Source organism: Butyricicoccus pullicaecorum DSM 23266, assembly GCF_900167005.1.
Lineage (GTDB): Bacteria > Bacillota > Clostridia > Oscillospirales > Butyricicoccaceae > Butyricicoccus > Butyricicoccus pullicaecorum.
The window spans coordinates 507,902-532,108 of record NZ_FUXW01000001.1 but is presented as its reverse complement, the minus strand read 5'-3'; the positions used below and the strand labels follow the sequence as shown (position 1 = coordinate 532,108).

At 54.2% G+C, this 24,207-nt stretch carries 37 protein-coding genes and 1 tRNA gene; 30 read left to right on the top strand and 8 right to left on the bottom strand.

Annotation, left to right across the window (positions count from 1 at the left end):
* Positions 1–22: 22 nt before the first annotated feature.
* The 3 genes from B5D52_RS02705 to B5D52_RS02695 all read right to left on the bottom strand — a co-directional run bounded on the left by B5D52_RS02705 (position 23) and on the right by B5D52_RS02695 (position 3,370).
* Positions 23–358 carry a PadR family transcriptional regulator gene (locus tag B5D52_RS02705; RefSeq protein ID WP_016147478.1) on the bottom strand — a complete coding sequence of 112 codons (336 nt, stop codon included), beginning with the start codon at positions 356–358 and terminating at the stop codon, positions 23–25.
* 134 nt (positions 359–492) lie between these two features.
* Positions 493–2,622 carry an ABC transporter permease gene (locus tag B5D52_RS02700; protein ID WP_016147479.1) on the bottom strand — a complete coding sequence of 710 codons (2,130 nt, stop codon included), beginning with the start codon at positions 2,620–2,622 and terminating at the stop codon, positions 493–495.
* A gap of 7 nt (positions 2,623–2,629) precedes the next feature.
* Positions 2,630–3,370, bottom strand: coding sequence for an ABC transporter ATP-binding protein (locus B5D52_RS02695; RefSeq protein ID WP_016147480.1), 741 nt, complete (start codon positions 3,368–3,370; stop codon positions 2,630–2,632).
* A 226-nt stretch (positions 3,371–3,596) separates the two neighbouring features.
* Between B5D52_RS02695 and B5D52_RS02690 the strand changes: the two genes are divergently transcribed.
* Positions 3,597–4,298, top strand: coding sequence for a LytR/AlgR family response regulator transcription factor (locus B5D52_RS02690; protein ID WP_016147481.1), 702 nt, complete (start codon positions 3,597–3,599; stop codon positions 4,296–4,298).
* Between the two features lie 2 nt (positions 4,299–4,300).
* Entirely contained in the window at positions 4,301–5,626 is a 1,326-nt protein-coding gene (locus B5D52_RS02685) for a sensor histidine kinase (protein ID WP_016147482.1), read from the top strand.
* An 80-nt stretch (positions 5,627–5,706) separates the two neighbouring features.
* On the opposite strand, the gene B5D52_RS02680 is transcribed toward B5D52_RS02685, so the two are convergent.
* The 3 genes from B5D52_RS02680 to B5D52_RS02670 all read right to left on the bottom strand — a co-directional run bounded on the left by B5D52_RS02680 (position 5,707) and on the right by B5D52_RS02670 (position 8,293).
* A tRNA-Arg gene (locus B5D52_RS02680) sits at positions 5,707–5,783 on the bottom strand.
* A 115-nt stretch (positions 5,784–5,898) separates the two neighbouring features.
* On the bottom strand, positions 5,899–7,566 hold the full coding sequence (locus tag B5D52_RS02675) for a recombinase family protein (protein WP_143149462.1): 1,668 nt from the start codon (positions 7,564–7,566) through the stop codon (positions 5,899–5,901).
* A gap of 178 nt (positions 7,567–7,744) precedes the next feature.
* A complete protein-coding gene (locus B5D52_RS02670; protein ID WP_016147484.1) occupies positions 7,745–8,293 on the bottom strand; it encodes a hypothetical protein in 549 nt (182 codons plus the stop codon).
* Positions 8,294–8,553: 260 nt separating this feature from the next.
* On the opposite strand from B5D52_RS02670, the gene B5D52_RS16665 reads away from it, so the two are divergent.
* On the top strand, positions 8,554–8,685 hold the full coding sequence (locus B5D52_RS16665; RefSeq protein ID WP_016147485.1) for a hypothetical protein: 132 nt from the start codon (positions 8,554–8,556) through the stop codon (positions 8,683–8,685).
* 43 nt (positions 8,686–8,728) lie between these two features.
* Here the strand turns inward: B5D52_RS16665 and B5D52_RS02665 are convergent, their stop codons facing one another.
* Entirely contained in the window at positions 8,729–9,088 is a 360-nt protein-coding gene (locus B5D52_RS02665; protein WP_016147486.1) for a helix-turn-helix domain-containing protein, read from the bottom strand.
* Positions 9,089–9,223: 135 nt separating this feature from the next.
* Here B5D52_RS02665 and B5D52_RS16030 point away from each other — a divergent pair, with 135 nt between their 5' ends.
* The 15 genes from B5D52_RS16030 (at position 9,224) to B5D52_RS02610 (ending at position 15,578) form a co-directional block, all read left to right on the top strand.
* The gene (locus tag B5D52_RS16030) at positions 9,224–9,397 is read left to right on the top strand and encodes a hypothetical protein (RefSeq protein ID WP_016147487.1); all 174 of its coding nucleotides are present in this window, start codon (positions 9,224–9,226) and stop codon (positions 9,395–9,397) included.
* Between the two features lie 13 nt (positions 9,398–9,410).
* Complete coding sequence (locus B5D52_RS16025; protein WP_016147488.1) at positions 9,411–9,587, top strand: hypothetical protein; 177 nt, start codon at positions 9,411–9,413, stop codon at positions 9,585–9,587.
* Complete coding sequence (locus B5D52_RS16020) at positions 9,580–9,756, top strand: hypothetical protein (RefSeq protein ID WP_016147489.1); 177 nt, start codon at positions 9,580–9,582, stop codon at positions 9,754–9,756. Before B5D52_RS16025 ends, B5D52_RS16020 begins: the two co-directional genes overlap by 8 nt.
* On the top strand, positions 9,753–9,920 hold the full coding sequence (locus tag B5D52_RS16015; RefSeq protein ID WP_016147490.1) for a hypothetical protein: 168 nt from the start codon (positions 9,753–9,755) through the stop codon (positions 9,918–9,920). Before B5D52_RS16020 ends, B5D52_RS16015 begins: the two co-directional genes overlap by 4 nt.
* The gene (locus B5D52_RS02660) at positions 9,913–10,140 is read left to right on the top strand and encodes a hypothetical protein (protein ID WP_016147491.1); all 228 of its coding nucleotides are present in this window, start codon (positions 9,913–9,915) and stop codon (positions 10,138–10,140) included. The genes B5D52_RS16015 and B5D52_RS02660 overlap by 8 nt, the downstream gene beginning before the upstream one ends.
* Before the next feature lie 95 nt (positions 10,141–10,235).
* Entirely contained in the window at positions 10,236–10,949 is a 714-nt protein-coding gene (locus B5D52_RS02655) for a helix-turn-helix domain-containing protein (RefSeq protein WP_016147492.1), read from the top strand.
* Entirely contained in the window at positions 10,946–11,332 is a 387-nt protein-coding gene (locus B5D52_RS02650) for a hypothetical protein (protein WP_016147493.1), read from the top strand. Before B5D52_RS02655 ends, B5D52_RS02650 begins: the two co-directional genes overlap by 4 nt.
* Positions 11,322–12,686 carry a replicative DNA helicase gene (locus tag B5D52_RS02645; protein WP_016147494.1) on the top strand — a complete coding sequence of 455 codons (1,365 nt, stop codon included), beginning with the start codon at positions 11,322–11,324 and terminating at the stop codon, positions 12,684–12,686. The genes B5D52_RS02650 and B5D52_RS02645 overlap by 11 nt, the downstream gene beginning before the upstream one ends.
* A complete protein-coding gene (locus B5D52_RS02640) occupies positions 12,659–12,874 on the top strand; it encodes a hypothetical protein (RefSeq protein ID WP_016147495.1) in 216 nt (71 codons plus the stop codon). The genes B5D52_RS02645 and B5D52_RS02640 overlap by 28 nt, the downstream gene beginning before the upstream one ends.
* Positions 12,875–12,885: 11 nt before the next feature.
* Positions 12,886–13,188 carry a hypothetical protein gene (locus tag B5D52_RS02635; RefSeq protein WP_016147496.1) on the top strand — a complete coding sequence of 101 codons (303 nt, stop codon included), beginning with the start codon at positions 12,886–12,888 and terminating at the stop codon, positions 13,186–13,188.
* Complete coding sequence (locus B5D52_RS02630; RefSeq protein ID WP_016147497.1) at positions 13,181–13,618, top strand: single-stranded DNA-binding protein; 438 nt, start codon at positions 13,181–13,183, stop codon at positions 13,616–13,618. Before B5D52_RS02635 ends, B5D52_RS02630 begins: the two co-directional genes overlap by 8 nt.
* A 16-nt stretch (positions 13,619–13,634) precedes the next feature.
* Positions 13,635–13,865 carry a hypothetical protein gene (locus tag B5D52_RS02625; RefSeq protein WP_016147498.1) on the top strand — a complete coding sequence of 77 codons (231 nt, stop codon included), beginning with the start codon at positions 13,635–13,637 and terminating at the stop codon, positions 13,863–13,865.
* Complete coding sequence (locus B5D52_RS15865) at positions 13,858–14,139, top strand: hypothetical protein (RefSeq protein WP_143149460.1); 282 nt, start codon at positions 13,858–13,860, stop codon at positions 14,137–14,139. Before B5D52_RS02625 ends, B5D52_RS15865 begins: the two co-directional genes overlap by 8 nt.
* 142 nt (positions 14,140–14,281) lie before the next feature.
* Positions 14,282–15,061: a rolling circle replication-associated protein gene (locus tag B5D52_RS02620; RefSeq protein ID WP_016147499.1), complete on the top strand. Its 780-nt coding sequence runs from the start codon at positions 14,282–14,284 to the stop codon at positions 15,059–15,061.
* A 295-nt stretch (positions 15,062–15,356) separates the two neighbouring features.
* The gene (locus B5D52_RS02610; RefSeq protein ID WP_016147500.1) at positions 15,357–15,578 is read left to right on the top strand and encodes a hypothetical protein; all 222 of its coding nucleotides are present in this window, start codon (positions 15,357–15,359) and stop codon (positions 15,576–15,578) included.
* Between the two features lie 10 nt (positions 15,579–15,588).
* On the opposite strand, the gene B5D52_RS16010 is transcribed toward B5D52_RS02610, so the two are convergent.
* Positions 15,589–15,783 carry a hypothetical protein gene (locus tag B5D52_RS16010; RefSeq protein ID WP_159446498.1) on the bottom strand — a complete coding sequence of 65 codons (195 nt, stop codon included), beginning with the start codon at positions 15,781–15,783 and terminating at the stop codon, positions 15,589–15,591.
* Positions 15,784–15,958: 175 nt separating this feature from the next.
* Here B5D52_RS16010 and B5D52_RS02600 point away from each other — a divergent pair, with 175 nt between their 5' ends.
* The 12 genes from B5D52_RS02600 to B5D52_RS02550 are packed head-to-tail and all read left to right on the top strand — an operon-like array spanning position 15,959 to position 24,201.
* Complete coding sequence (locus B5D52_RS02600; RefSeq protein WP_016147502.1) at positions 15,959–16,327, top strand: hypothetical protein; 369 nt, start codon at positions 15,959–15,961, stop codon at positions 16,325–16,327.
* Complete coding sequence (locus B5D52_RS15860; protein WP_016147503.1) at positions 16,321–16,512, top strand: hypothetical protein; 192 nt, start codon at positions 16,321–16,323, stop codon at positions 16,510–16,512. The genes B5D52_RS02600 and B5D52_RS15860 overlap by 7 nt, the downstream gene beginning before the upstream one ends.
* Positions 16,502–18,268, top strand: coding sequence for a terminase large subunit (locus B5D52_RS02595; protein ID WP_016147504.1), 1,767 nt, complete (start codon positions 16,502–16,504; stop codon positions 18,266–18,268). The genes B5D52_RS15860 and B5D52_RS02595 overlap by 11 nt, the downstream gene beginning before the upstream one ends.
* Positions 18,261–18,464: a hypothetical protein gene (locus B5D52_RS02590; protein WP_016147505.1), complete on the top strand. Its 204-nt coding sequence runs from the start codon at positions 18,261–18,263 to the stop codon at positions 18,462–18,464. The genes B5D52_RS02595 and B5D52_RS02590 overlap by 8 nt, the downstream gene beginning before the upstream one ends.
* Positions 18,465–18,466: 2 nt before the next feature.
* Positions 18,467–19,657 carry a phage portal protein gene (locus B5D52_RS02585; RefSeq protein WP_016147506.1) on the top strand — a complete coding sequence of 397 codons (1,191 nt, stop codon included), beginning with the start codon at positions 18,467–18,469 and terminating at the stop codon, positions 19,655–19,657.
* 4 nt (positions 19,658–19,661) lie between these two features.
* Positions 19,662–20,288 (top strand): HK97 family phage prohead protease, encoded by a 627-nt coding sequence (locus B5D52_RS02580; RefSeq protein WP_016147507.1) that lies wholly within the window; start codon positions 19,662–19,664, stop codon positions 20,286–20,288.
* Positions 20,281–21,549 (top strand): phage major capsid protein, encoded by a 1,269-nt coding sequence (locus B5D52_RS02575; protein ID WP_016147508.1) that lies wholly within the window; start codon positions 20,281–20,283, stop codon positions 21,547–21,549. The genes B5D52_RS02580 and B5D52_RS02575 overlap by 8 nt, the downstream gene beginning before the upstream one ends.
* Positions 21,549–21,854 carry a head-tail connector protein gene (locus tag B5D52_RS02570; RefSeq protein WP_016147509.1) on the top strand — a complete coding sequence of 102 codons (306 nt, stop codon included), beginning with the start codon at positions 21,549–21,551 and terminating at the stop codon, positions 21,852–21,854. The genes B5D52_RS02575 and B5D52_RS02570 overlap by 1 nt, the downstream gene beginning before the upstream one ends.
* Entirely contained in the window at positions 21,838–22,197 is a 360-nt protein-coding gene (locus B5D52_RS02565; protein WP_016147510.1) for a head-tail adaptor protein, read from the top strand. The genes B5D52_RS02570 and B5D52_RS02565 overlap by 17 nt, the downstream gene beginning before the upstream one ends.
* On the top strand, positions 22,187–22,648 hold the full coding sequence (locus tag B5D52_RS02560) for an HK97 gp10 family phage protein (RefSeq protein ID WP_016147511.1): 462 nt from the start codon (positions 22,187–22,189) through the stop codon (positions 22,646–22,648). The genes B5D52_RS02565 and B5D52_RS02560 overlap by 11 nt, the downstream gene beginning before the upstream one ends.
* The gene (locus tag B5D52_RS02555; RefSeq protein WP_016147512.1) at positions 22,645–23,091 is read left to right on the top strand and encodes a phage tail terminator family protein; all 447 of its coding nucleotides are present in this window, start codon (positions 22,645–22,647) and stop codon (positions 23,089–23,091) included. The genes B5D52_RS02560 and B5D52_RS02555 overlap by 4 nt, the downstream gene beginning before the upstream one ends.
* Positions 23,092–23,106: 15 nt before the next feature.
* On the top strand, positions 23,107–24,201 hold the full coding sequence (locus B5D52_RS02550; RefSeq protein WP_016147513.1) for a phage tail sheath C-terminal domain-containing protein: 1,095 nt from the start codon (positions 23,107–23,109) through the stop codon (positions 24,199–24,201).
* The last annotated feature ends 6 nt before the right edge of the window (positions 24,202–24,207 follow it).

Genomic DNA, 24,207 nt, shown 5'->3' with positions numbered 1-24,207 from the left:
CGGCTCATTCCTCCTGTCTGTCTTACGCAAAGGCCGGGCCGTTCAGAATATGCGCCACGGCAGTCGAAAAGGTCGTCCACTGCTGCCGTTCCTCTATCAGCTGCTTTTTGCCCTGTTCGGTAATGCTGTAATACCGCCGACGGCGGCCATCCACCACCTTTTCATAGGAGCGGATACAGCCCTCGGCCTCTAATTTGTGCAGAACCGGGTACAGCGTCCCCTCTTTGAACGCAAATACATTCTGGGAACGCTCGGCCAGCGTGCGGATGATGTCGTAGCCGTAACGATCGCTCTCACTGAGCAGCGCCAGGAGCAGCAAGCGCGTGCTTCCTCCAATCAGGTTCTTATCCAGTTCCATAAGAATCCTCCTCTCCTATACCTAGAAGTTCTATGTATTCTGTGTCTTCATTATACCTCGGACTTCTAGGTATGTAAAGAGCTTTCCCAATATCCACACAAAAAAACGCTCCCAGAACGGGAGCGTTTTTTATCTCAGATACCCAGCAAACGGCAAACTTGCTTTCTCGCGCTGCGATACACGCCGTAAATCACAAGCGTACATGCCAAAACGATAATTAGACAAGCACCCATGCCGACAAGCTCCTGGAAGGTGAACTGGTTGTCGTTCAAATACATAATCATGGCATACAGGGCAAAAATACCGGTCGTACCCACGATGCAGGGCGTGATAAACACGCGGCTGACCTGTCCACGGGCGGTGCGGAACAGATAGTCCGGGCTGGCGCCCAGATGGCGTAAATCCTCATAGAGCTGCTTGTTGGCCAGTGCAATGGTCAAACACCGTGTGTACGCGATGATAATGACCGCCGCAAAGCAGATGATTGCAATAAAGATGAACAGCATCAAATAAACCGCCATCGTGCGCACAAAGTCATTCTGATCGAGCACACGGAACTGGGGCATGTACTTCCAGTACAGCCGGAAGTCCGAGGAATCTCGCTGGTCGTAGTCGATGGGACTGAGCTGATATTTGGCCAGATTTTCGGGTGCCATGGCGTATTCTTTCCCAATCGACTGATAGTATTGCTCGGCACCGATGTTATAAGCGTCTATGACCTCCACTTCCGGGCTGGAACGGTCGACGATGGCATGAAATAGCCGTTTGGCAAACGCATAGCTTGCATCACAGTCGCTGACGTTAAAGAACACAATATGGTCAAACCATTTGCGTCCCTCTAATCTGCGGGTGATGGTCTCGTAGTCTCCATCGTCCAGCACATAACGGCCAAACAACATGGTATAGCACAGCGGCGCATCGCTGTCGGGGATGACGTGCATGACCTCGCCAGTCACCAGATTGGTCAGACGGGTAACATCCGGGTCAAACATGTTTTGATTATCCCCGTTGTCATCACAAACCGCGCGGATGTGTCCGGGCTGCACATCGATTTGCTGACCGGTCAGCGCATTGTACGTGCGCTCGGACAGCACGATCTCAGACGACAACATTTCCACATACTCAGTCGTGTACGTCGTGCCGACCGGGGTTTCGGTCTCGATCTGCGTCGTGCCATCCATGCCCAGCTCGGCGCCTTCGCCCTCCACCCAGTTCGTAATGGTCACGCCTTCCTCTTTGGCCATCTCACGCACCTCGGATTCGGTCACCATATTCTGATCTGCACGATAGTGATAGGCGTAGTCGATCGGCCGCTCGGCATAGCCCATCATGGCACCGACACCCAGCATAGGTGTGTAGAACGACGCAAAATACGCACCCGCAATCAGCACGGTGATGACCAGCATGTTGCGCACGGTCTGACGGCCTTGAAACTTCATAATCGACGTCGTGATGATGTGTTTATATCGGCTCTTTCCTCGTCGCCATCCATTGACCACTGTGTGCAGCAGAAGCAGATACAGCCCGATAAACAGCGGAATATAACAGATGCCGCTCACGATAGACGGCGGATACCATTGCAGCACCCGGACACAAAAACTCGGTGCAAGATATCCCAGCAGACCGCCCACGATCATCAGCACGATGCCAACCGTTCCATACCACGCTTTCACTTCGCGGATGGGCTCGGTCTTGTGCGACTCGTTGACGACGTCGATGATATTGGTACGCCTCAAAAACCGTGCACCCATGACAAACAGCATAACGATGACAAACACCGAAAAGCACAGTGCAAACAGACCAGCCGTCGGGTCAAAAGTCAGCACCATCTCTTCGCTGTCCACGACGACCAGACGGAACACCCGCCAGATCAGCCATGCGAGCGGCGCACCCAGTGCCGCACCTGCAATGCACGAGCCGAACGAGATACGGGCAAGATCGGCAAAAAGCAGGGCGCGAATCTGCTTTCTGGATGCTCCCAGCAGCAGAAACACACCGGTCTCCCGCGATTTCTGGCGGAAGAAAATCGAACTTGCGTAGAGGGTAAACATCGCGCAGCCCACGCAGGCCAATACAAAAACCATCATCACCTGTTTGCGGGAATCACCGCCCTCCGGCAAGACGGTCAGCACAGTCGGCGAGCGCATCATGGTGACGTAAGCCGTGATGAGCAGCACGGAGAAAAAGCTGCATCCGGTCAGCATGCGATAATGTCCCCGGTTTTTCCGTCTGAGCGCAGCGTATACTTCGGAAAATGTCCTCATATCTGACTCACTCCCTGCTCATTTCCTTAATTGCAGCCAGCAAATGATCCTGAAACGCCGAACGATCGCCCACGTTGCGCAGCTCACGGTACACCACACCGTCTTTCATCAAAATGACGCGGTCACAGTACGAGGCCGAGAACGAATCATGGGTGACCATGAAAATCGTTGCGCCCAGCTCCCGCCGCGCCTGTTCGAACGACTGAATGACCGCACGAGACGACTTGGAATCCAGGTTGCCGGTCGGCTCGTCGGCCAGAATGACGAGCGGGTGATTGATGAGTGCACGCGCAACCGCGGTGCGCTGCTTCTCACCGCCAGAAATCTCGGCCGGGTACTTGTGTTTGATGTGGTCGATGCCGAACAGCTCGCACAGTCGGTCGGCGATCTGCTCCATGTCACCGCCGGTATTTCCACTGATGATGCGGGGCAGCATGATGTTATCGCGGACGGTCAGTCCATCAATGAGCATAAAGTCCTGAAACACAAAACCGAGCTTGGTGTTCCGCACACGCGCGAGCGCATTCTCGTCCAATGCAGCCAGCGCCGTGCCGCCCAGCAGAATCTCACCCGACTGGAACGGGATATAGCACGAGATACAGTTGAGCAGCGTGGTTTTTCCCGAACCGGACGGCCCCATGACCGCGACAAACTCCCCTTTCTCAACCGATAAGGACACCCCTTTGAGCACCTCGTAGTGCTGTTTTCCTACCGTGTAGGATTTATGCAGATTTTTGACTTGCAGCATATACGCTCACCTCTCTTACTTTCTGTCCTCAGCATACGCCCATCTGTACTATGCCGCAAACCGCCTCGTCAGTTTCGGCACCTCTGCCGTAAATTTTTGCAGTCGGTTTGACCACGATGTAAAGTTTGGTCGTTCTGTTGTCAAGTCTGGTTCGGCGTGCCATGTACAAAAGACAAGGATATGCTATAATGAAACCAGCTTATCAAGGAAAGGATTTTTTAACGCTATGCTGCGAATCGGTATCTGTGACGACGCGGCTGCTGCCCGTCTGGCACTGCACAGCGCACTGGAACGTCTGTCTCCGGGCTGCGTCTGTTATGAATTTTCTTCGGGCGAGGGTCTGCTGTCCTGGCTGGCAAAACACCCCAACACCATCGACCTGCTGTTTTTGGATATCGAGATGGGGCAAATGTCCGGCATGGACGTGGCACGCGCCATCCGTGCTCAAGATCAGCGCCTGCACATTGTCTTTCTGACCGGTTATGCCGATTACGTCTTTGACGGCTATGCCGTTCGTGCACTCGATTACCTGCTCAAGCCGCTGTCGATGGACAAGCTTTCCATTGTGCTGGAACGCGCCGCGCACGAGCTGGAAAACGACGCACCTGAAACCTTTTCGGTGCACAACACCGATGGCCTGTTCCGCGTGCCCAAGCGCGATATTCTCTACTGTTACAGTGATCGCCGTCAGGTGCATCTGATCGCACGGACAGCCGAATATACATTTTATGACAAGCTCGATCAAGTGGAAGCGGCGCTCGGTGCGGGATTTGTGCGCATCCATCAGCGCTATCTGGTTCGCATTTCGGCCATCGATCGGATTGAGGACAGCGCTGTTTTTCTGGGCAATCTGCGCTTGCCCATCAGCCGCGCCAATCGCACCGCAGTCATGGCCGCCTGCGCCCGCGGTATGCTGGAGGACTTCTGAATATGAGCGTACTCTCTGGTTCTGTATATATCGCACCGCAATTCTGGTATAAACTCATCATCGTAGTCGCCTTTGGTCTGCCCAGCGCCATCCTGCTCTGGCGACTCTTGGGCGCGTTCATCCCGCAGCGCAAAACCCGAACGGCAGCCATCGTCGGTGTCACCGTCTTTTTTGTCTCGTTTGGCCTCCCCATCTATATTGGAGACCCCAACGTGCTCTATTTTTTCCCCGTATTCTCCGGCGCGCTCCTGTACGCACTGCAAGGCGCACCGCTTCCACGCCTGACCTTCATCCTGAACTTTTTCTGTCTAACCATTGAACTGGGTGCAATCGTGACCGCGATTGAGCATGCTCGCCCTTCGGGTATCCTGCTCGCCTATGCGGTGCTTCTTGCTTTGATCGTTCTTTTGACTGTCGGTTTCCGTCGCCTGCACCTCTGGCCTGACGAATATCCCGCGCTGTCCCCGAAGTTGTGGCGCGTCGCATTTATCATGGCTGTGTTTCCCTTCCTGGTGCTCCTGTTATGCATCGCCATGCCCATCTTTCAGCCTTATTGGGGCGAATCCCCCTTACAGAACGCGTTTAACTCCTTCTTTATCTTGCAGAGCTTCCTGATGACACCGTTTATCTTGCTCTCAGTTCTGGTCAATCTCTATGTCGTGCAGCTGTTATCACGACACGAACGCTTATTACAGGAACAGGCGCTGTATGAAGTCAATCGCGTGTATTATGACCAGCTGGAACAATCTCAAATAGAGGTTCGACGCTTACGGCACGATTTGGCCAACCACCTGCAAACCATGCAGCAATTATCCGGCGATGCCCTGCATCGCTACATCGACGCATTGGTCGACACGCCGGCCATGCAGCCGCGCAGGCGTTACTGTGAAAATCAGATCGTCAACGCCGTCCTGCAAAACAAATCTGCACGTATCGAGCAGTCTGAGATCCAGTCCGCGTTCTCGGTCTCGCTGCCGAACGATCTCCCTTTGCAGGACATTGATCTGTGCGCACTGTTTGCAAACGGTCTGGACAACGCGATCGAAGCCTGCCTTGCACTGCCGCCTGATACGCGTCGGCTATCGGTTCGCGCATGCACCGACAAGGGGCTATTTGTCCTGTGCATCCGCAACCGCACGGCAGATTGTTCCCCGCTGCAGCCGGGTACGCTGCCGCAGAGCACAAAAAAAGACCGTGTCAATCACGGTCTGGGTCTGCGCAGCTTGCAAGAGATTTGTACACGATATCACGGTGCGATGACCTTGCAGCGCACGCATGGCATGTTTGAATTGTTAATCACAATTCCGCTGCCGCATGTTACAGATTAAAAAAGCAGCCCGATCTCCCGCTCGAGATTGGGCTGTTTGCTTTTGGGGAAAAAGAAAACGGACATCCTTTCGGATGTCCGTGGTACGCCGGAAGGGATTCGAACCCCCGACCTTTTGGTTCGTAGCCAAACACTCTATCCAGCTGAGCTACCGGCGCATTTCGCAGTGCCGTTTGTCGACTGCTTGTATATAATATCATGCCACGACCAAGAAGTCAAGAAATTTTTCTAGTTTTTTAAAAAATTTTGCGGCGCGATTTTTGGGGCGTTTGATTAGTCTGGTGCGGTGAGCAAAAGAGCCTCGGCAGTGATACCTCCGATAACTTCCTGCTTTGATACGATGTTAATATTAAAACAGCCCGATCTTCCGTTCGAGATTGGGCTGCTCGCTTTCAGAGAAAAAGAAAACGGACATCCTTTCGGATGTCCGTGGTACACTGAATTTACCACCATACGAACACTATCGACCGCGCCGCTCTCGACGCTGTCCACAAATTCCTTAGTGACGGTCTCATTGCCCTCGCGGAAATTATACACGATTTTGAGCCTACCATCGTCATAAACAAATACCGCGTTGACAAAGGTGTCGATCAGTCTACGCCGAAAATCCAGATCTCGCATATCACCTGCACGGAACATATCAAACAGGAAGATCAGCTGCTCCCGCGACAATCCGGTATTGCGGCAGGTCTCCACCGTGATCGAGTGGGTCAATCGCTCCTGCTCAGACTCCAGCTCAGACAGGCGTGCCTTGGTGGTCTTGGTGATGATACCGGCCTCGATCGCCTCCATCAGATTGTCCAGTCTCCCCTGCACATCTGCCAGCTCTGCGCGCAGCGCCTCCAGCATACCGCTGTCCTGCTGCTGTGCCTGATATTCCAGCAGTTTGTCCACCAGCTCTGCGATCACATCATCCTGCAGGACATATTGCATGGTGTAGCTGACAACCTGATCCTCTAATTGTGCAGCCTTGACGTTTTTGAGGTCGCAACGGTGCGCCTGATGTCCCTTGCACATATAATAGTAATGACGGACACCCGACTTGCTGGTGCCGCAGATGCCGACCATGCCCTCGCCGCAATTCCCGCAAAACAGCTTGCCAGTCAGCAGGTACTCGCGGATCTCGCCTGTGTGGGCGTTATGTTTTTTGTAGGTCTCCAGTTTGTTTTGCACAGCTGCAAACTCCTCCTTGGTGATGATCGGCGGGATCGCGTCCTCAGTGCGATGCTCGCCGTATTGGTACACGCCAATATACGCCTCATTGCGCAGGATCTTGTGGAAACTATTCTTTGTCCAACTGCTGCCGCGCTTGGTTTTGATGCCGGCAGCGTTGAGCTCGCGCACCAGCTCAGCATAGCCGGTGCCCTGAGTGATGGATTGATAGATCCGGCGCACAACGGCTGCCTCAGACTCTACGATCTCGTAGCCGCCGTCTGATCCGCGCCGGTAACCGAGCGGCGCAGGGCCGTTGAGCTTACATTTTTGCGCGTTGCTGTTGAGGCCACGGCGCACATTTTGGGCGAGGTTTGCCGAGAAATATTCCGCATAACTCTCCAGCATTCCTTCCATTAGGATGCCCTCAGGGCCGTCCGGAATGGACTCTTTGGCATACTGCACGTGCACACCGTACCGTTTGAGGCGGGCTTTATACACCGCGCTGTCATAACGGTTGCGCGCGAAGCGGTCAGTCTTCCATGTCAAAACGGTTTTCCATCGTCCCTTTTTGGCATCCTGAATCATGCGCTGGAACTGGCAACGGTCGTCGCTGCGTCCAGTAGTCGCGTGATCGGCGTAGACCTCCAGCACGGTCAGGCCCAACCGCTCGGCATAGATCCGGCAGTCGGCAACTTGATCCTCGATCGACACATCACGCTGCGCGTGTGATGAGTAGCGCGCATAGATGACCGCACAATCGTCCGGCATCAATGTATTCAATCTCACATTGTATTCCCCTATCTTGCTATGCTATAATAAGGGCACAGGGTTGATATGATTGCTCTCCAGCCCGATACGTAAGCGTCGAGCATCAATCACATCTCTTTCGTCTGCATCGATCCCCTGTAACCCTGTTCGAACCGCCCAGTGCTGTCATCCACTGGGCGGTTTTTTTCATGAAACATTAGGATCTATATGCTGCTGTTAGCTCTGGTTTTTGGTTAGTGCCTCGCGCGATTGCATCGTAGACAAACCATTGATCGCTGTTATTAACTTGGCTCATCGGCGCGATGCCAATCATACAATCGTATACATCGAAAAGCCCGCCATATGTGTCCGCGCCGGGCATTGTAACGTCAGAGTCTTGCATATTAGCTAATGCACATGTCCGGCGAATCATCGTATCGGCCAAGTCAAGCGCGACATCAGGCGCAGTTGCATCGTCCAATGTAGCCGTCAATGTAATGCGTCGGGTTTCATCGTCTACGCCTAAATAGACATCCTGTATATATGGATAATCATCTGATACTAGCTCCGACACCAGATCGTCACGACACTGGTCCCAATTGACATCAAACGATACAGTCTCGGCCTTATCTGATTCAGACACCTGTGTTTCAACCGACTGTTGCTCAGTGGCAATCGGCTCTATAGTGTCAGATTCTCCCCCACATCCAGTAGCCATACCCATTGTGACTGCTACTAAAACGGATATTATAAGTTTCTTTTTCATACAGGCCCCTCACATTTCTTCCATAACATAATATTTTAATATGGCTATTATAACATACCCTGTTTAAAAGTCGATTTCAGAAACTGACTTTCTGCGTTTTGCACAAATGTTTTATGCTGTGTTTATAAATTGTCTCTAAGTATTTTCTGCCAAATCCCTAAAATATTTTGAGTGATCTTGTCAATAGACATTTTTTCTGAAACAGAGTATGCTATATGCATGCTCTGCGCAGGGTAATACATATCACAGGAGGAGCCCTTATGCAATCTCAAAAACTAAATGACATTGAGCGCCGCCGACGCTGCCTGATCCAACTGATCGCGACCGGCAGTGCCTACTACATCAACGCCATGTATTACAAATCTATTGCCCTGCTCAGGCTCAATGCCTGACGAGACAGCAAAAGAGACCGCTTCGGCGGTCTCTTTTTTGCGCTCATTTGCCGGCGAGCTGATCGATAAAGTCCCGGACGGCCTGCTTGCGATCATCGGATAACTCCCAGTAGGCACGCATTGCCCTTTTGAGGAACTCGTCGTCTGATGCTGCAATCTCGGTACAAAGCCGCTCGAATGCAGCATCGGGGCCGAGATCGTTAAACATCTCGCCTTCGCCGGTCTCGATCCATGTACGATTTACTCCGAATGTATCACAGACCAGACTTACAAACAAATCCTTCGGCGGGACTTTCCCAAGCTCTATGTTTGTGATAACACCCCGCGTGACTCCCAGCTTACGCCCGAAATCATCCTGACTGAGCCCCAGCGCCTTACGCAACTCGCGGAATCGTTCCTGCAAGGTATCACCTCCTCTCACAAACAGTATAACAACAGTCTTTTGTATTGTCAATACGAACATTTCCAAAACAAAAGTATTGACAATACGTTTTGCGCGTGCTATTCTGTATTTGCAATACAACAGGAGGTGATACAAATGTTGTTAAACAACAAGAGCACATCGTCCATCACCTCTGCGATGGACACCAACCTTATTTTCCAGCGTTTGCAGGCGCTCCCCACAGATCAGCGGACTCTCGCCGTGGGCTTTATCCTCGGTCTGAGCGCCCAGCAGGCGCAGGAAAACGACCGTAAGGACACGAAACAGTAAGGAGGCCGCCGGTATGCAGACCAAGATCGATCTGGAATCCATCGACAAAAATACGCTGGATGGATTTATGGACTACATTCTGACCCTCGGCGCGCGTGTATTCCAGCAGCCGGAAACGCAGGCTGCATACCACCAGTGGCATATCCGCCGATACGGATGCCCGCCGAAGGAGACATTTGACCATGTTTAAGCCATATCACGTCAGGCATGAGCAGCTTGCGCATCAAGCTGCCCATGCCGCTATGCTCAGTGACTGGCAGCGCGAAGAGTGGACGCGCCAACAAAAGCTCAAAATGGAGCGCCGGAAAATTCTGGCGGTATACACCGCCAGAATCAAGAGAAAGGAGACTGGAAAATGAAACGAATCGGACAGATTGCCGGAGTGCTGCTGCTCATCCGGCTGCTACTGGAGATCCCGCTGCACGTTCGGGTGATCGTTTTGATACCCCTGCTGATCGTGCTGCTGATCGGAGATCTTTGCCGCGACCTTGATATTGCACAGGAGGGATACCACCATGATTAAGTATTATATTGATGCCTCAAACGAAAAAAAGCCTTGTAAACAAGTGGAGATCGGCGGACGCGGTGATGATATTATAGTCGAAGTACAAACTCTAATCGCCAATATTTATCTGTATTTTTACGACAATAACCCTGATATGGCTGAGTTATATCGATCAATAATGACTAAGAGTTGTGCACCGGACGGAAACGTCTGGAAGCACGCTACGGCTCTGCGATAGTCCACCGAATCATAACAGTTGTAATCACATATCACGCCGTACCTCGGAGGAGGTGCGGCGTAAATCCATTGTCTCAAAAATTAGGAGTTACAGCTATGGAAAGACCGAATTATTATGCCGTCTTACCGGCAAGCGTGCGGTACGACAAACAGCTGCGCCCAGCGGCGCGCCTGCTGTATGCCGAGATCACAGCCCTGTGCAACAAATCCGGGTATTGCTCGGCTGGCAATGCCTATTTTGCCGAGCTTTACGATGCCAGTATCAAGACGGTGCAGGGCTGGATTACCCAGCTCGTCAAAGGCGGCTATATCAGCGTTGAGGTACTGCGAGACGATGGCGGACAGGTAACCGGACGCCGTATTTGGATTGCAGGAAATCCAGCTTTACCACTCCTTAAAAATGAGGTGACCTCACCTGAAAATCGAGGTGACCCTCACCTTAATTTTAAGGAGCATTATAATAGGAAGAATATTACAAGTAAGAATAATACCCCTATAGTCCCCAAAACCGACGAACCGAAAACTGTTGAGGACGTGTTTGCCCTGTATGCCGGAGAGGATGCCGAATTATGCAATGCGCTCAACGATCTGGCTGCTGACCGCAAAGATCGCCGCGAGCCGATGACGGTACGTGCTGCACAGAGGCTAGTCAGCCGGTTGGACAAGCTGACCAACGACAGATTGATCAAGATTTCCATGCTGGAGCAGGCGATCCTCATGGGCTGGAAGACCGTTTACCCCCTCAAGACGGACGAGCGGGAGCGCCCCGAAGCGGCTACACCTCGCCGAAGGGAGGCGCGTGAGTTGTGAATGTAAAGTACAACTCGTATGTCATTCGCCGCAAATCAGACGGCGCACTGGTTACCCAAGGTACCGCAGAGCAATGCGCAAAGGATCTCGGTATCTGTCTGGCGACATTTTACCGCCGTCGGTGGCGGAAAATCGGCGGGATCGATGCTTACCATGTGACCTGCAAGGTATGTCATAAAACCGTTGCGAGACGCAGTCGGCATATGATTTACACGATCTTTCGCGCCGGCACCAATGATGTGATTGTTACCGGCACCGCTCAGCAGTGTGCTGCCACACTGGGTATTCAGGTAAAATCGTTTTGGACTACTCTGGCAAACATTTCCGCAGGCAGATACCACCAGTACGACTACCAACGGGAGGGATACTACGATGTTGAGTAATTACTACATCGAGGCTGCGCAGGGCGTGCTCGGCTCCATGCTGATCGACCGGCAGGCCGCTGCCGAGATCATCGTCTCCATGCAGGCCGACGACTTTCTCGCCGACGATCACCGCGCGATCTTCTCGACGGCTGCCGCGCTTTTCAACGACGGCGTCGAGATCTCGCCAGTCACAATCGGTGCCAAGGTGGGCCCGGAGATCTGCCAGATGTGCCGCGAGCTGGTGATGATCACGCCCAGCTCAACGGTCTGGCTCAGCTATGCCAAGATCGTCCGAGATGTCGCTGCGATTGAGCATGCTCGCCCACTGGTCGATGCCATGCAGGACGCCATGTCCGGCACACCCGCTCTGGATGATATGCGGCAGCAGGCCGAGCAGCTGGTCGGTGCGTTGGGCGGATCGGGACAAGCCAAAAACATTTACACGCTCACCGATCTGTGTACGGATTTTATGGCGCACATCGATGAGCAGCCGGTATACCTCGACTGGGGATTCGACCGACTCAACCGGCATTTGCTGTGCAGCGGCAATGAGTACATCATCCTGGGCGCACGCCCCAGCGTGGGCAAAACTGCGTTTGCCCTGCAAGTCGGGCATCATTTCGCCACAAAAGGCAAGCGCGTGGGTTTTTTCTCACTGGAGACCGACCCCAAAAGCGTGCTTGGACGCATCCTAACTGCACAGTCTTACGTCCCTTTGAGCGCGATCAAGCACCGTAAACTGTCCGGTAAACAGGTCGCAGACCTCGCCTCTGCATCTGGCAGGCTCAGCCGACTACCGTTTGAAATCATTGACGCTGCGTGCTACACGCCCGAGCGCATCCGGCGCGACACGATCGTGCGGCGGTTGGATGTCGTGATTGTGGATTATATCCAGTTGGTGTGCAGCACCAACCGGCGACTGTCCGAATATGACCGCATCTCAGAGACCTCCCGCGCGCTGCAAATGATGGCCAAGGAGCTAAGTGTTGTCGTGATCGGCCTGTCTCAGCTCAACCGCAACACGGACGCATACACCGAGCCAGATCTATCCGATCTGCGCGGCAGCGGGCAGCTGGAGCAGGATGCCGATGCCATCCTGCTGATGTACATACCGCCAGACTGTGAGCTCAAAACACCCGAAGAAAAGTCCGATCAGGAGACGCTGCGCCGAATCAAGATTGCAAAAAACAAGGAGGGCCTAACCGGAAAGTTGAAATTCTGGTTTAACGGCGAAATTCAGCGTTTTGCCGCCGAGTGGCCGGAATTTTATGCCAACGGCGAGCCGGAACCAATGGACACGCCCGATCCCAACGCAAAACAAATGTCTCTGGAGGATGTTAAACAATGCGCAGCAAAAAAACGCACCCGTTGATCGGCCGCAAAATATCATTCAAGCCGGCCTACATGGATGTCGGCACCAAAACCGGCACAATTATCTGGGTGCATCCCCGCGGGCGGTTTATTGTTGTCGAGTATGATTGCCCGCCCGGTCGCTGGCGCGAGGAATCGGCAAAAATACGCGAGTGCCTGCTGTATCCAACGGATACCGGGTGGATTTAAGGAGGAGTATTATGTATTGCAGCAAATGCAACAAAAATTTGATGGTCGGCAAAGTTCTCTGCCGGGACTGTGCAAATGATTTCGAGCGGGTACCGGATGAAAACACCCGGATCGGATATTACGCACGCCATCCTGAGGCGCTGGCTAAGCTGCTGCTCCAGACAAACTCTGGGGATGATCTTGGCCTTTCTGTCTGTCAACGCGATTGTGCCACCGATCCCGACGCAGATGTTGACTGTACAAACGAGAAGTTTGCAGCCTGCATTACCCGCTGGCTGCTTGAGCCAATTAAGGAGGGAACACCGAATGCTTAACAAGGTAATTTTGATGGGTCGCCTCGTGCGCGACCCCGAACGACGCTACACGCAGGCCAATGTCCCTGTTACATCGTTTACCCTTGCGATTGATCGTGGTCGCAAGGGCCCAAACGGCGAGCGGCAGACCGATTTTATCGACTGTGTATCGTGGGGCAAACAGGGCGATTTCGTCAAGGAGTGGTTTACCAAGGGCATGATGGCCATCGTGGTTGGTCGTCTCCAGTCGCGGAACTGGGAGGACAGAAACGGCAACAAGCGTGTATCCATCGAGGTCAATACCGATGAGGTCACGTTCGGCGAGACCAAGAAGGCCAGAGCCGGTGCGCGTGGCAACGATCTGGTACCGGAGCTGCCGCCAGTCGATCCGGATGCGCTTGGCGCGGATGACTTTGCGCCGTTGGACGATAGTGATGTGCCGTTTAAGTAGAAAGGAGCTTAAAATAATGATCGAATGGGTTAGTATGATGAGTACCTGCTTTCTGTATGTGAGCTTGCTGCTCGGCAGTTTTATTATTGCGATCGCATTGATCGCAATCGCACTGATTGTGCTGCGCAAACTGGTCAACGAACTGTCGGCACACGTCCGACTCGGTAGAATGTTCCGGGAGTATCTCGCCAATCGGACAAAGTATCTGTACTGGAACTCTTTACAAAGTGAGAATAGGGATGAATGATTATATCTCTTTGAATCATGCTGCAACTGCATTTTCGTTCCAGACGATTTATTCGTATTCAGATTGCTTACAAATGTTAATCCATGCAGTCAACCGCGGGTGGATAGCTTCCATTACTGATGCCGCGCCGGTGGTGCATAGCAGGTGGATAGAAGAAGTCTACATCGACCCCTACGGTGCTGATTGGAAGAAATACCGTTGCAGTCTGTGTGGTCGCGTTGAAATCATCAAAGAACCGTACTGCAACTGCGGTGCAAAAATGGATCTTGATTAAACGGATCGCGAGCAAGTCCATCGTCAATGTTTGCATTCTCACTATTGACGGCGCTGCATTCCAGCTGTATAGTAATAGATATCAAGTCAAGAGTTGAGGCAGTCAACGCCTCAACTCTTTTTTGTTTCTGGGAGGTGAGTTTGTGGCGAAGCGTAAGAGATCGATCCGCGCCGGCAGATTGTGTCTGGTGACTCTGGCATCTATGCCGTTGCCGCGCGATCCTGATTATGTGCGCGCCGAGAAATCCCGCTGCACTAGCCTTGCACAGCAAAAACTCAACCTCAAATACAGCTGCCAGAAGCTGGAGCTGCTGCTCGCTGCAAATTTTGACCATCACGATTACTATGTGACCTTGACCTATGATAATGACCACCTGCCCGCAGATCGCGCCGCAGCCGTCAAACGCATCCAGCGTTTCATCCGCCAGCTGCGCCGTCACCGAAAGGCGCGCGGTCAGGACGTCGCGTATGTGTATACGACTGAGGGCCTGCACGATAAGCGGCTGCATCATCACATTGTCATCAATGGATACGATGACGAGGAGATCATCCGCAGCCTGTGGACGGATGGCAACACCGATGCCAGCGCATTTGACCTCAAGCAGGTCACCGCTCTGGCCAGCTACATGACCAAAGAGCCGCTGGAGCACGGCAAGGCTCAGGTTGGCAAACGCTGCTGGTCACCCTCGCGTAATCTCAACAAGCCGGTCATCGAGTCCGAGATTGTATCGGACGATCTCACGCTGGCACCGCCGCTCAATTCCACAGTGCTGGATCAACCGCCTGTCGTGCGCACAGAGTTCGGCGAGTTTGTGTACATCAAGTACCTTCTGCCCGAACTGCCCGCGCAGTCTTCGCCGTTCCGTCGGCGCTCGCGCAAAAAAGTCCATATCAATTTTGACTCGAAACCATGCTTATCTTAGTGACACACCCAGAGAAAAGGAGCTGGAAGCATTGAAGCCTGATGTCAATGTGGTAAAATATAATCAACCCCAAGAACGACGCTGGATATTATGTCCAGAGTGCGGACTGCACATAGCTTGGTGCTCTCCCTCTGCAAAAGTCCACGGCGTATATGTGACCTGCCGAAGATGCAGGCGCAAGATCGAATTAAAGACCCCGAATTTGGCCGGGGAGGTCTGAGAGACTTTTGGCCCGTGAACGTAGTACGTTGGTACTGCGTTTACGGGCTTTTTTATTTGCACGGAGGTGTTTGAGGTGAGTAGTCTGCTGGATTTGATTGCACAGTACGAGGACGGCCAGCGCAAGATTGACCAGGCAATCGCCATCAACCGAGCACGCGCAGCTGCTGAGCCGAACCGTCGCCGCCGGCTGGATCTGGACCGGCAGCATCAGGTATTACTCACCATGCGCGCCGATCTGGCCTACGGGATCAACAGCATGAGGAGGTGTCTGCCGGATGCAGGACTGGGCAAGTAAGTTTTACCACTCACAGGCCTGGCTTGCCTGCCGGCGCTCGTATATCGCGTCGCGCATCCAGATCGATGGCGGTCTGTGCGAGCACTGCCATCGAAAACCAGGCAAGATCGTCCATCACAAGATCTACCTCACCCGGCGCAACGTGAATGACCCGACGATCACACTCAACCACCGCAATCTGGAGTACGTTTGCCAGGATTGCCACAACGATGAGCACCTGGGCGATCACTCACCGCTGCGTTATCGACTGGATGCTTGGGGTAATCCACTGCCCCTATCCGAGCCCTGAGGCCGAGGCTTTCCTGACCGTATCAGCCACCCATTTTACACTGAGTGGTTCCCACAGGAGGGGTGTAGTTTGACAGAGAGGAGGCCGAACGATGGGACGGCCAATGACCAACCCGAAAACAAGATTAAAACACGCACGCGAGGAGCTTTCTGCCGTTTTCAAGGGACTGGACGAAAAACGGCGCAAAACCGTTGACAAATTGCTGGACAATGCCGCATTTATGGCCGTCCAGCTGGAGGACTTACGGGCGGTTATTCAGGAAAACGGCGTCACGAGCGAATACCAGAATGGTGAGAACCAGTTTGGCACCAAGAAGAGTCCCGAAGTCGAGGTCTACCTCGCGATGATTAAAAATTACACGGCAATTATCAACAGCCTGTGCGCAATGCTGCCGACCGACAACCCGGCAGCCAGCAAGTTGCTGGAATTTGTCACGACTGGAGGCCGCCGAAAATGCTGATGTGTCCCAAGATGTGCCCGATGCTCAACCAGTATGGCTACTGCCGGGACACCATGCGCACGCCTGAGCGCTCGCGCGTCTGCCCTCATCAGGCAATCGATCGGGTCGTGCGCAAGCCGCAAGCATCACAATCCGAAGTGTGTCCAAATTGGACACCGGAAAGGAGGCGCACAGATGGCAACTGATCCGCGCCGAAAACGGCAAGCGCTGCTGCGGCGCATGGTGCGGGAGGCAAAAAAACAGGCTGCGCCAGAGGGCCCGCACTATCTTGAGCAATACTGTGTACTGGTGCTAACCGGCAAGCTGATCGCCTGCCAAAAGATCAAGCTGCTGTGCGCGATGCTGCTGGATAAGATCCGGCACCCAGAAAAATACACCCCTTACGTCTTTGATCTGGAGGAGGCCAACCGGCATATCACCTTTGTCGAGACCTTCTGCCGGCAGCCGCAGGGACGGCTCGGCGAGCCGATCCGGCTGGAGCTATTCCAAAAGGCGCGCTGGCAGGCGATCTTTGGTTTTGTCCATCAGGCGACCGGCCTGCGGCAGTACAAGGAGTGCATGATCGTCGAGGGTCGTAAAAACGGCAAAACGACCGAGATCGCCGCGATGGAGATCGATCTGCTGGTTAACGACGGCGAGGGGGCGCCCGAGATCTACAACATTGCGACCAAGCGCGAGCAGGCGGGCAAGGCGTTTGAGGCGTGCTGCAATATGCGGCAGCAGTCCCCTGAGCTTGCCGGTGCTATCCGCAAACGGCAAAGCGACCTGTATTTTGCTCCCAACATGGGATTTATCCGCGTGCTGGCCAGCTCGACCAACAGTCTGGATGGTCTTAACGCGCACGGCATCCTAATTGACGAGCTGGCGGCGATCAAAAACCGCCAGATCTACGACGACATGAAACAGTCGCAATCTGCGCGGCAGCAGCCGTTACTGTTTTCGATCTCGACCAATGGCTTTGTGCGCGAGGGCATTTTTGATGCCCAATACGAATACGCCGCCGGCGTGCTCGATGGCAGCATTGACGACGACACATTTTTACCGTGGATCTACGAGCTGGACAAGCGTGAAGAGTACCCCAAAGAAAAATACTGGATCAAATCCAATCCTGGCATTGACACGATCAAAAGCCGCGAATTTTTGCGGCAGATGGTCAAAAAGGCAAAACATGACCAATCATTTTTGCCAACGGTATTGGTCAAGGATTTTAACCTGAAAGAAAATGCACAGAGTGCATGGCTGACCTGGGCAGAGTGCTCCAATCCTGCAACCTTTGACATTGCGTTTGACTACTGCATCGGCGGCTTTGATGCGTCCGAAAGCATCGATCTAACCGCGGCGACCGCACTCTGTATGCGCCTAGGTGATCCGCATATCTACCGCCGGTCTATGTACTGGATCCCACAGGCCGTGCTTGACCTGGATGCCGCCAGCGGCAACCGGCGCGAGCGCGACAGCCTGGCATACTCGCAATATGTCAAGCGTGGTCTCATGCGTGCGGTGCCTGGCAACAAGATCGACAAGCAGGTAATCCTGGACTGGTTTTGTGAGCTGCGCGACGAGGGACTGTATACGCTGTACATCGGCTACGACCCTTGGCACGTTGATGACAGTCTACTCGCCAGATTTAAGGGCGAGTTTGGCGAGCGCTGCATGATCCCCGTACGGCAAGGTACCTACTCCCTGTCGCAGCCCATGAAAGACCTCAAGGCCGATCTGGGTGCCGGTCATGTGGTTGACAACAACAACCCGATCGACAAGATCTGTCTGCTCAACACCGAAGTGAAGAGCGACATCAACGGCAATATCCAACCAGTCAAGTCCAACGATCCCCGCCGCCGTATCGACGGTACAGTCGCTCTGATCTGTGCCTACAAGGTGTTGCAGGACAAAATGGACGACTACATCAGACTCAACAAGGAGGCACCTATAAATGATTGATATGCCAAAATCTGAGTTCACCCCTCCGCATCTGCGTGCATGGGCACTTCCCGGAGAGCGCATCGTTGTGCGCCTGAACAGTATAATGCGCACGGATGATCGTCGTGCGCTTGCCGCAACGCTCAGCGAGGAGTTTGGCTGTCCGGTTGTTGTTGTATGTGCAAACGTCGCCGGAGTAGATGTGTATAGGAGATAATCATGGGACTGTTTGAAAAGCTCTTTCCGCCCAAGGCACGCACGCCGACCGAACGGGAGGTACAGAGTTACTTTAAGACGCTCACCGCATACCAGCCGGTGTACACAACGTACGAGGGCGGTCTGTATGAAATGGCGCTGACACGCGCCGCGATCGCGACCTTTGCCCGGCACGCGAGCAAGCTGCACTTGGAAATCGTCGGAGATCGCCGCCCCGATCTGGCCTATACCCTCGCCCACCAGCCCAACCCTTGGCAGGATGCGAGCAAATTTCTGGCGCGGCTGGCGACCATCTACGAGATCCAAAACAACGCCTTTGTCGTCCCGTTGGAGGACGCAAACGGGCGGCTGCTCGGTTATTACCCCGTCCTGCCGCAGCAGGCCGAGGTACGTGAGTATGGCGGCGTGCCATACCTTCGGTACCGCTTTATGGGCGGCCAGACAGCGGCAGTCGAGTTCGAGCGGGCGGGCCTGCTGGTACAGCACCAGTATGAGCACGATTTTTTCGGCGAGACCAATCGCCCGCTTGTTCCCACCATGCAGGTCGCGCACACGCAGGATGAGGGCATCATCAACGGCATCAAAAATGCCACGACCATCCGATTTTTGGCGCGTCTGGCCAATCAGTTTAAGCAAAAGGACATCGACGAGGCCAGAGATCAGCTCGCAGATCACAATCTGCGCCAAAACGCTACCGGCATTTTTGTGGTTGATGCAAAATTTGCCGATGTCAAACAGCTCGAGAGCGTGGCGCAGGTTGTCAATCCCCGGCAGCAGGAGTACATCCGCGAGAGTGTGTATGAGTACTTCGGCACCAATGGCAAGATTTTGACCAACACCTACACCGAGGACGAGTGGGATGCGTACTACGAGGGCAAGATCGAGCCGTTTGCAATCCAAGTCTCTCAGGTGCTCAGTCACATGACCTTTGCGCCGTCCGATCTGGCTGCCGGCAACATGATCCTCGCTACCACCAACCGGCTGCAGTATGCCAGCAACTCAACCAAGCTACAGATCGTGACTGATCTGTTTGACCGGGGATTTCTCACCCACAATATGGGCCTTGAGATTTTCAATCTCCCGCCCGTAGAGGGCGGCGACAGATATTTTATCCGCCGCGAGTATACTGAGATTGACAAACTGGATGCGGACAAGCAGCAGCCTGTCCCGCTGGATGATAGTCAGGAGGACTGACACCATGGCAATTACACCTGAGACGCGCAACTATCGCACATTCGAGGTGCGGGCGCTGCCGGCAGAGTCCGGCAGTGAGGGCGCGAAAACCTACCGCGTAGAGGGCTACGCGGCAAAATTTGATGAGGAGACCGTCCTCTACGAGTATGACGGCATCCAGTACAAGGAAGTCATCGACCGACAGGCATTTTCGGGAGCGGAAATGTCCGATGTCGTGATGAATTTTAACCATGGCGGCAAACCTGTCGCCCGCACGCGAAACAACACGCTGTCACTGTCCGTTGACACGATCGGTCTGCGGATCAGCGCCGACTTGGGCGGCACCGAGGAGGGGCGGAGGCTCTACGAGGAGATCCAAGGCGGCTACATTGACAAGATGAGTTTCGCGTTTACCGTCAAACGGTCTGAGTACGATCGGCAGGAGCATCTGCGCCGAATCACTGCATTCCAGCGCATCTTTGATGTGGCCGCGGTCGACTTCCCCGCCTATGACGGTACCGAGATTGCAGCCAGATCCTGGGCAGCGGCGGAGGCCGCGCGGGAGCACGCACAGGCGGAGGCCATGCGGCGCAAGCTCGAGCTCAAACTCAAATTATGCGGCATCCAAAAGGAGGACAATGCCAATGCGTAAGCGTACAAACACCAGAGACTTTATCGGTCTCCAGTTTTTTGCAGCCCCGCCCGCAGGCGATCGCCTGAGTCAGATCGAGGCGCGTCTGTCGCAGATCCGTACCGAGATGGATCAGGAGGGCGCAGACCTCGAGGCGCTGAGCAACGAGGTGGACAACCTGATCGCCGAGCGTGGTCAGCTCAAGCAGGGTGCGGAAACCCGCGCCGCACTGCTGCGTAAGATCGGTACCGGCGCTGTCGGCAATCCGCTGCCGGGTATGCAGCTGCCCAGCGATCCCGAGCAGCGCAGCGAGACGTATACCATCGACTCCCCCGAATACCGCACGGCTTGGATCAAGCATCTGCGCCGTACGGTCGGTATCTCGGATCAGCTTAATCAGATGACCGAGGCCGAGCAGCGTGCATTTACGACCGTGACCGGCTCGGCAGGCGCTGTAATTCCGACTCAGACCGCCAACACCATCCTCGAAAAGGTCACCCAGTACGCTCCCTTGCTGAGCAAGATCAACCTGCTGCGTGTGCCTGGTATGGTTACCTTTGCCGTTGAGGACACCGTAAACGCCGCCGAAAAGCATACCCAGAATGCGACGATCTCGGGCAAGGAGGACAAGCTCAAGTCGATCACCCTGAGTGCGTACGAGATCACCAAGCTGGTGCAGATCTCCAAGTCGGTTGCTATGATGTCCATCCCGGCGTTCGAGACTTGGTTGACCGATATGCTGGCGCGTAAGATCGCGGACAAGATCAGCGAGACCATCCTGTTGGGTACCGGCAGCGATGAGGGTACTGGTATCGATAAGGCTGCAGTTTGGGATCAGAGCACCAACTCGGTACAGGTCGCCAACTCTGCGAGTCTGACCACGCAGGACGTTCTCAATTTGATTGCCCTGCTTCCCGGCGGCTACGATGCACGCGCAGAGTTCGTGATGAGCAAAAAGACGCTTTATATGGATTTTATGCCGCTGCAGGACAAGAGCAAAAATGACATCGTCACCATGTCCGGCTCCAATTACTATGTATTTGGCTATCCGGTACAGCTCGACGAGCGTGTCAAGCTGCATGAGGCATACCTTGGCGACCTGTACACGGTGATCGGCAATATGCCCGAGGATGTCACGGTCACCAGTGCGTTTGACATCGACACCAACTCTTACAAGTTCCTGGGCTGCGCGATGTTTGACTGCAAGCCGTCCATGTCGGATGCCATCGTGAAACTCGAAAAGGCGGATGCCATCGTGAAACTCGAAAAGGCGGATGCGTAATGGTAACGCTCGACGACTTTTGTGCCTATGCACGCATTGATGTGCAGGATGACGCTGCCACGCTGGAGGCGCTGATCGCCTCCAGTGAGCAGTACGTTATCGGCGCAACCGGCAAGGCCAGACCGCCGACCGACGATAAGCTGTACGACATTGCCGTTATGATGCTTGCCGCGCACTGGTACGACAACCGCACGCCGACCGGCAGCGATACCCGCGAGATCCCGTATACACTGACGCTGCTGCTCCATCACATTGCACTGTGCAGCCAATACCCGGAGGTGAGCACGGATGAGTCTGACCAATGACCTAACCTGCCGCGTGACGCTGTATGCAAGGCAGCAGGTAACCACTGCGCTGGGGGACACAGATTTTGACTATGTCCCCCAAGGGCAGGTCTGGGCAAAGATTTTGCCCACGGGCGGCAAGGTCGCCAATCTGTCCGGCGATATGCAGCAGGCGCAACTCTCGCACACGGTCACCATCCGCGCAAATGCCCTGCCCCACCCCGCCGAGGATATGTACCTGACATACAAAGGCCACCGGTATAACGTCGAGTACTGGCAGCCGCACTACAAACATCCCGATCGTGTGGAGCTAATCTGCATGATGGAGACCAAACCCGTGGAGGTGACAAACGATGGTATCTGACGGACTTGACCTTTCGGAGTTGTATGCATTTGCCGATGAGTTGGAAGCCGCAGCCAAACGAAACCCTAAACGAGCTAAGAAGCTTCTGCAAAAGCAAGGCAATAAATTGCGCAGCAAGACAAAGTCTCGCGCTATGCAGGTTTATGGCCGCAAACATAAAAAGCCTAAGAAGTACGCAGGCAGCGATCATTATGTTGATACCATCAAACGCGGAAAGCCCTATAATTTTCGCGCCGAGAATGTTCAGGCGATTCGAGTTTATTCTTCATCACCTCATGCGCACCTTCTGGAGAAAGGACATAACATGGTAACTCACCAACCGGGAAAAGAGCGAGTCAAGTTTGTTCCCGGTGACCACATTTTTGAGAATACAGCAAATCAATTTCGTCCTGAATTCGAGCGGGCGTGCGAGGGCTTTCTGGACGAGGTCGCGCGGGAGGTAGAGTCTTGATTGGTATTACTGACATTTACATCGCCCTGCGCGAGACGATCGAGCAGGCGTGCGCCGACGCTGGCATCACAGCGCCGGTCATTGCCGGCGATCTGACCGAGCCGATCGTGCGGCCATCCATCAAAATCGAACTGGCGAACGATCAAGCGAGCCGGGACACGACCCACATGGACGCGCGTTCCCTGACTGCGCGCATATATTATTTTGCCCCGGACGCTCACAAATGGCGCGATGCCAATTATGCCATGCAGGACGCGCTGCGCAGTGCGCTGCATGACAGTCTGATGGTTGGCACCTTTGAGATCATCAGCGAGGACGGCATTGATTTTGACACGACCGACGGCGTGCTGATCGGCACAATCCAATACGATTGGCTGGAGGAGCGCCCCAGCCATGATGATGGCGAGCTCATTGAGGAGCTGTCCGTCACAATCAACACCTGACAAGGAGGACATGATATGGCATCTATCCCCAGCATCCTTGTGGAGTTTATCCAGCGTGCAACCAGCCTGATTGCACGCAGCGAGCGCGGCATTGCCACGCTCATCATCCGGGATGACACCAACGAGGAGTTTGACATCAAAAAATATACCAGCATCCCCGAGGCCGATGCAGACAGCGCCCTGTACACCTCGGACAACCTCCAGCAGATCCGCGATGTGCTGACTTTTGCCCCGTACATGACCTATGTCGTGCGCATCGGCACCGAGGGCACGCTGGCAGACGCGCTGGCCATCATTGAGCGCAACGTCAAGACCGGCTGGATCGGCGTAGCCAACGCCAAGTCCGAGGACGCGGCGGCGCTGGTGAGCTGGATCAAGGCCAAGGAGCAACGGCAGATCTACTATCGTGCTGTCGTCTACAACGGCGCAGCACCGGACAACAAGCAGATCGTGAACTTTGCAAGCCCCAAGGTCACGTTTGCCGACGCACGCGGCGAAAAGGCCGGCGACTGGTATGTCGCCAGCCTGATCGGCATTCTGGCGAGCTGCAATATCAAGCGCGGCTCGACCAACTATCGGTGCTCCAACCTTGTCCACGTTGAAGAAATTGAAGACAGTGAGGCGGCAGTAAAGGCTGGCAAGCTCGTCCTGTACAATGCGGACGTTGACGAGGTGCGAATCCTGTCGGGCTGCAACAGCCTGACCACGACCAACGGCACGACCGCGACCGAGGATATGCAGTACATCGAGACGGTCGAGGCCATGAACCTGATCGCGGACGATATCCGTGCGGTGTTCCGCGATGTCTATCTGGGCAACTACCGCAATAATCTGGACAACCAGATGCTCTTTATCGCCTCGGTGAATGCTTACTTCCGCGAACTGGCTCAGCCGGGCACCGATGTGCTCGACCGGGAGTATGACAATCTGGCAGACATTGACGTTGAGGCGCAGCGCTCGGCATGGCTCGGCACCGGTAAGGACGAGGCTGCCGAGTGGGACGATGACAAGGTCAAAAAGATGGCCTTTAAGCGATCGGTCTTTATTGCGGCCAACATCAAGATCCTCGGCAGCATGGAAAACCTCAAATTTACGGTCAACATGGCATAAGGAGGA